The following is a 4192-nucleotide window of genomic DNA, read 5'->3' on the forward strand; positions in this document are numbered from 1 at the left end:
AAGCTGGCCTACAACATCTTCTCGGTGCGTGGCTCGTACAACGTGCTGGACAGCGCCCGCAAGCAAGTCTTCAGCGGCAGTGCTGACGGCGGCAGCTCGGTCAAGGTGACCCGTACCGCTGTGCAGGCCGACGTGACCCCTGGCCGTGGCTTCTTCGTCGGGGCGTACTACCGCGACATCGCGCTGGCTAAGGACGGCGGCAACTCCACTCGCGTGGGCACCGACCGTGGCCTCCTCAGCCGTGGCTACCTGCTGTCGAGCTTCGCGCCCGGCGTGGGCAAGAACGCCTACCGCACTGGTCTGGGTTGCGCCGAGAACAACGCTGGTGTGGATTACAAGGACACCGACGGCGTCGGCAACGTCCTGAACCCCAGCGTCAACCTGGATGCCAGCCGCGCCAGCACCTGCTTCACCGCCTACGGTGTTGAGGCCGGTCACGCCGGTGACGCCGATAACGCGCTGGTCAAGGACCTGTTCTTCCGCGTGGGCTATGGCCGCCTGTACAACGACGCTACCAGCAACTTTGACGGCAACCTGGTCTACGGTGATGCCCGTTATGACCGTAAGGTCGGTGTCGCCAATGTGCGTGTGGCTGGCTCGTTCGCCAACAGCAGCATCGCGCTCAGCAGCACCCGTCCTGCGGGCACCCGTGCGGGCTTCGGCGTGATCGTGCGTACCGACCCCCTGGCTGGCCTGCCCTTCCGTCCTCAGCTGAACGGTCAGTTCGGCTACTACACCGCCGTGAACGGTGTGGACACCAACAAGTACAGCGCCAGCGCCACCAAGTACGGTGCGGGTGTTGTGCTGAACGACTTCCTGCTCCCCGAAACCAAGATCGGCGTGCGCTATGACGGTTACACCGCTCAGAATCGTCAGTACACCCCCTTCGACGGCAGCGGTACCCAGGGCTACTTCAGCGACAGCAACAACAACCGCCGCACCAACCTGAATGGCGTGTACGTTGAAGGCGCTTACCAGGACCTCGTGTTCAGCTACGGCGTGTACAACCTGAGCCAGAAGGATATGACCAGCGGTGTCGAATACGGCAGCGGTCTGGGCGATGGCAAGGCCGCCAAGGGCCAGACCTTCAAGATCAGCTACAAGGTCAACTTCTAAACCCTCTTCTGACCCAAAAGCCCCTGCTTCGGCGGGGGTTTTTGCATTGTCCTGTCGGCAGTGGCCGCTGTCGCCAGGGCAAATCGTTAAAATGGTGAACATGATTGCTGTTTTTGGTCACCTCAATCCCGATACCGACGCCATCAGTGCGGCGATGGTCTATGCCCGGTTTCTCTCCCGCCGGGGCCATGAAGCTCAGGCCTATCGCCTCGGTGAACTCAACTTTGAAACGGCCTTTGTGCTGCGGGAACTGGGTCTGGAAGCTCCGCTACTGCTAGGCGAACTGCCCGCCGGAAGTCAGGTGGCCCTGGTCGATCACAACGAGAGCGCCCAGTCGGTGTCCAACCTGAGCGAGCTGAACGTGTCGCACGTCGTCGACCACCATAAACTCGGTGACCTGACCACGGTTAGCCCGGCTTATCTGCGCTTTGAGCCCGTAGGCTGCACGGGCACCATTTTGCTGGCCCTGCACCGCGAGGCGGGTCTGAGCGTCGAACTTCAGGACGCCAAGCTGATGCTGAGCGCGATTCTGAGCGACACGCTGCACTTCCGTAGCCCCACCACCACCGGGCGGGACCGTGAAGCGGTCGAGTTCCTTGCGCCGATTGCGGGGATCGAAGACGTGGAAGCCTACGCGCTGGCGATGTTCGCGGCCAAGAGCGACCTGGGCGACACGCCCGCCGAGACCCTGCTGCGAATGGATTTCAAGGTCTTCCCCTTCGGTGACCCGACACAGCCGCAAAACTGGGGCATCGGCGTGATTGAAACGACCAACCCTGGCTATGTGTTCGGGCGGCAGGATGAACTGCTGGCGGCCATGGATCAGGTCAAGGCCGACGATGGCCTCACCGGGGTGCTGCTGAGCGTGGTGGATATTCTGAACGAAACCAACCGTGCGCTGGTGCTGGGGGCCACTGAAGCCAAGCTGCTGCGCGAAGCCTTCGGGGTCGAAGCCGAGGGACAGGTGGCCGACCTGGGCAACCGCATCAGCCGCAAAAAGCAGATTGTGCCGACCATCGAAAAGCATTTCACGCCTGAAAACTGAGCCTCAGCGCACGCGGAGGGAAGGGCCGCCCACTGGCCTTTCCCGTTTTTTTTGGCTGCTATGCTGCCCCCTGTGACGCAAGGCGCGAATGTGGACTGGCTGTTTGCCCGCCAGCGGTTTGGAATTCATCCGGGGCTGACACGGGTAAGGGCGCTGCTGGCACGCCTGGGCGACCCACAGCAGTATTTTCAGACGGTGCTGATTGGCGGCACCAACGGCAAGGGCAGTACCGCCGCCAGCCTGGACGCCATGCTGCGTGCCGGAGGACGGCGCACGGCCCTGTTTACCAGTCCGCACTTGACCCGGCTGTCCGAGCGGTTTGTAGTGGACGGGCAGGAGCTTTCGGAAGCGGTGGTATTGGAGGCGCTGGAACGGGTGCGCCTGCCCGCAGAAGAAACGGAAGCGTCTTTTTTCGAGGTGATCACGGCGCTCGGCTGCCTGCTGTTTGCCGAGGCAGGCGCAGAGTGGGCCGTGATGGAAGTCGGCATGGGAGGCCGCCTGGACGCCACCAACGCCCTTGACCCGGTGCTGAGCATTTTGACCAATGTGGCCCTCGACCATACGGCGATTCTGGGGGACAAGCCCGAGCAGATTGCCCGTGAAAAGGCCGGGATTTTGCGCCCAGGTCGTCCGGCAGTGACGGCGCTGGCTCCCGAACTGCTGGGCATTCTGGACAGCGAGGGGGCCGACCTGTGGGCGCTGGGGCGTGACTGGCAGGTGCGGGTGCGCCCACTGGGCTGGTCGGGGCATGACCTGACGGTGACCTGCCCTCTGGGCACTCTGGCTTTGCAGACACCACTGCTGGGTGAACACGGGGCGCACAATGCGGCCGTGGCAGCGGTGGCTGCTTGGCGACTGGGCCTGAGCGAGCAGACCATTCGGGAGGGGGCGGCGCAGACCCGCTGGCCTGGCCGTCTGGAAGTCATGAACTGGTCGGGTCGCCGGGTGCTGCTCGACGGGGCGCACAACCCGGCAGGGGCGCAAGCATTGGCAAAGGCGCTGCGGCCCCTGCTGGCGCTGGAAGGGCGCGAGCGTCTGCCCCTCATCTTCGGGGCGGCGGAGGACAAGGACTTGTCCGGCGTGGTGGCAGCCCTGGCTCCGCTGGCGTCCGAGGTCATCCTGACCCGCGCCGAACTGAGTCCCCGTGCCGCGCTTCCTGAGCATCTGGCCTCCCTCTTCCGGCAGGCTGGCGTGGAGCGGATCACAGTGACAGCGGGGCCAGCCGAGGCACTCGCCGCCCTGCCTTCCTCGGAGCCGTTGGCCCTGGCCTGTGGCAGTCTCTATTTGCTGGGCGAACTGCGGCCCCTGCTGCTCGGTGAAGCCTCCGAAAGCCGCGAACGTTGGCAGTAACGGCTTGGAGCGGCAAAGGTCAGGTTCGCTCCTGGCAGCTTGGGGAGGGCGATTCTGTATTGACCGTATCGAGAGGCGGTGTTACACTCCGAGCAGGGGTGTCTGATTCTGCCCACAAGCAAATGGCGGTTTGACAGTCCTGACCTCGAGACACCCCACAGGTTCAGGAATGACCCGCCGCAGCCCAGGAGGTGAATGACATTGAAACTGCACGAACGACTCCGTGAACTCCGCAGCGAACGAGGGCTGCGGCTCAAGGACGTGGCTGAGGTCGCTGACATCAGCGTGCCTTACCTGAGTGACCTGGAACGTGGTCGCACCAACCCCAGCCTGGAAACCCTTCAGACGCTGGCTGGTGCTTACAGCATCACGGTTCACGACCTGCTCGAAGGCGTCGAGTTCTACGGCGACTCCACCGAGGGTGCCCTGCCCAAGGGCCTCGCCGACCTGATTGCCGACCCCACCCTGGGGCCGCAAATCACGCCCGACTGGGTTCGCACGCTGTCCCGTATCGAACTGCGTGGCAAGCGCCCGCGTGACAAACAGGACTGGTACGAAATCTACCTGCACCTCAAGCGCATCCTGAACTGAGCCACGAGGGGAGAAAAGAGCGTGTTCGCTGCGGCAGTTGCCGGAACGAACACGCTTTTCTGCTTGGACAGTTTCGGCGGCCTGCTCTCT

3 protein-coding genes and 1 pseudogene are annotated in these 4192 nt (G+C 63.6%); all 4 read left to right on the forward strand.

Going from position 1 to position 4192, the window contains the following annotated elements; all coding sequences use genetic code 11:
* Positions 1-1116: pseudogene (locus Q4C89_RS14170) on the forward strand (S-layer protein); the annotation flags it as partial.
* A gap of 100 nt (positions 1117-1216) precedes the next feature.
* Positions 1217-2161: a manganese-dependent inorganic pyrophosphatase gene (locus Q4C89_RS14175; protein ID WP_303103273.1), complete on the forward strand. Its 945-nt coding sequence runs from the start codon at positions 1217-1219 to the stop codon at positions 2159-2161.
* A gap of 60 nt (positions 2162-2221) precedes the next feature.
* Positions 2222-3511, forward strand: coding sequence for a folylpolyglutamate synthase/dihydrofolate synthase family protein (locus Q4C89_RS14180; protein WP_303103274.1), 1290 nt, complete (start codon positions 2222-2224; stop codon positions 3509-3511).
* A gap of 201 nt (positions 3512-3712) precedes the next feature.
* Complete coding sequence (locus Q4C89_RS14185) at positions 3713-4102, forward strand: helix-turn-helix domain-containing protein (protein WP_303103275.1); 390 nt, start codon at positions 3713-3715, stop codon at positions 4100-4102.
* Positions 4103-4192 lie beyond the last annotated feature (90 nt).

It is taken from the genome of Deinococcus sp. (assembly GCF_030523985.1).
Taxonomy (GTDB): domain Bacteria; phylum Deinococcota; class Deinococci; order Deinococcales; family Deinococcaceae; genus Deinococcus.